We start from the raw sequence: 1,542 nt of genomic DNA on the forward strand, positions 1-1,542 counted from the left end.
GAGTAATACATCCGATAGGTATCACCCATCTTGATGATGTCCGGTGCCCACAGATTGGTTGCTGATGACCACGCCTCCGCTTCCTTTGGAATGCCGGGGAGTGCATACTGAACCCAGTTCCAGTGAATCAGATCAGTCGATTTGCGTACCATAACACCAGGTCTCAATTCTCCACCTGTCTTTACATCCGTTGAGTAGACATAATAGCCTTGATCTGTTTTGATAATCGCCGGGTCATGTGCATTGTTAATGGTCCAGCGCTGTTCATCGTTAATCGTACTTTGATCATACTAGTGATCGGGAGGCGGAGCCTGCGGATACACAGGGTCCGGAGTGTTATCCCCACAGCCGGATAGACCCAGCATGAGCAGCATAACCATAACTGTTATTCTCCTCCTTCCTTTATCCATTACATATTGTGACTGCCCTACATCATTCATCCATACCCTCCAAGTGTCAATTAGCCTTTGACACCCGAAATGGCAACCGATTCAATAATTTGTTTCTGGAAGATCAAGAATATAATCAGTACAGGTAACAAGGCTATAATTGATGCTGCCATGATAAGCGGATAGTCCGTCTGAATGGCGTAAGTCGCATTAAAATTCGCGATAACCAGCTGCAGTGTCTGCGTTTCTGGTGAGTTCAAGTAAATAATCGGTGCCAAATAATCGTTCCAAATCCCCATGAACCATAAAATAAGCTGTGCTGCAACTGCTGGCTTAATGAGCGGGAACGTAATCGACGAATAGAGTCGGAAATAAGAACTTCCGTCAATTTTAGCAGCTTCGATAATGGCATCTGGTACACTAAGCAAGTACTGCCGCAGGAAAAAGATCATAACTACATTTCCGAACAAACCTGGAACAATCAGAGGCAGCAGTGTATCCACCCAGCCCAGTTTGGAAAACATCATAAACTGTGGAATCATAACCGTTGGGTATGGAATCATCATAGATGCGATGAGTGCCAGAAACAGTTTATTTTTATGAGGGAATCTCAGCTTTGCAAATGCAAAAGCGGCTACACTGGATGTAAAGGTACCTATAACGGTAACACTTACAGCCACAATCACACTGTTCTTGATCCCGCTTAACAAAGGTCCTGCTTCCCAAATTTCCCTATACTTGCCAAACTGGAACACCTCTGGTATCCATACTGGCGGAAGAGCAAAGACATCCTGCTTTTCTTTCACCGAAGTGGACAGCATCCAAAGCAGCGGCGCGATCATCACAATCGCTCCAATCGCTAGTACAATAAAGATAATTGTATTGGTAACTTTCGTTTTTTGACTATGGGACATAATCAGACTCACTCCTGTCCGCGAAAATCAATCCCCATCAAAGGACGATTTTTCATTCATTTTGAATTGAATCAAAGTTACGATAAAAATGAAGATGCCGAGAATCATAGCCATCGCGGAGGCATATCCCATTTGCAGGTTTTTAAATGCCTTATCCCAAATATAAAAGACGATTGAGGCGGACGAGTATTCCGGACCCCCTGTAGGTGTCATAATGTTCATTTCAGTAAAGATTTGCG

At 43.9% G+C, this 1,542-nt stretch carries 1 protein-coding gene and 2 pseudogenes; all 3 read right to left on the bottom strand.

The genetic code is table 11. The features are described 5' to 3' along the window. Nucleotides 1-380: pseudogene (locus tag GRP75_RS26550) on the bottom strand (family 43 glycosylhydrolase); the annotation flags it as partial. 80 nt (nt 381-460) lie between these two features. Then, nucleotides 461-1,303: a carbohydrate ABC transporter permease gene (locus GRP75_RS26555; protein ID WP_160790847.1), complete on the bottom strand. Its 843-nt coding sequence runs from the start codon at nt 1,301-1,303 to the stop codon at nt 461-463. A gap of 27 nt (nt 1,304-1,330) precedes the next feature. Continuing rightward, a pseudogene (locus GRP75_RS26560) lies at nt 1,331-1,542 on the bottom strand (sugar ABC transporter permease); the annotation flags it as partial.

The organism is Paenibacillus sp. OT2-17 (assembly GCF_009827695.1).
Taxonomy (GTDB): domain Bacteria; phylum Bacillota; class Bacilli; order Paenibacillales; family Paenibacillaceae; genus Paenibacillus; species Paenibacillus polymyxa_B.

What these genes read in the sequence shown, in the direction of transcription:
- GRP75_RS26555 (WP_160790847.1), bottom strand. Translation starts at nt 1,303, where the DNA reads ATGTCCCATAGTCAAAAAACGAAAGTTACCAATACAATTATCTTTATT.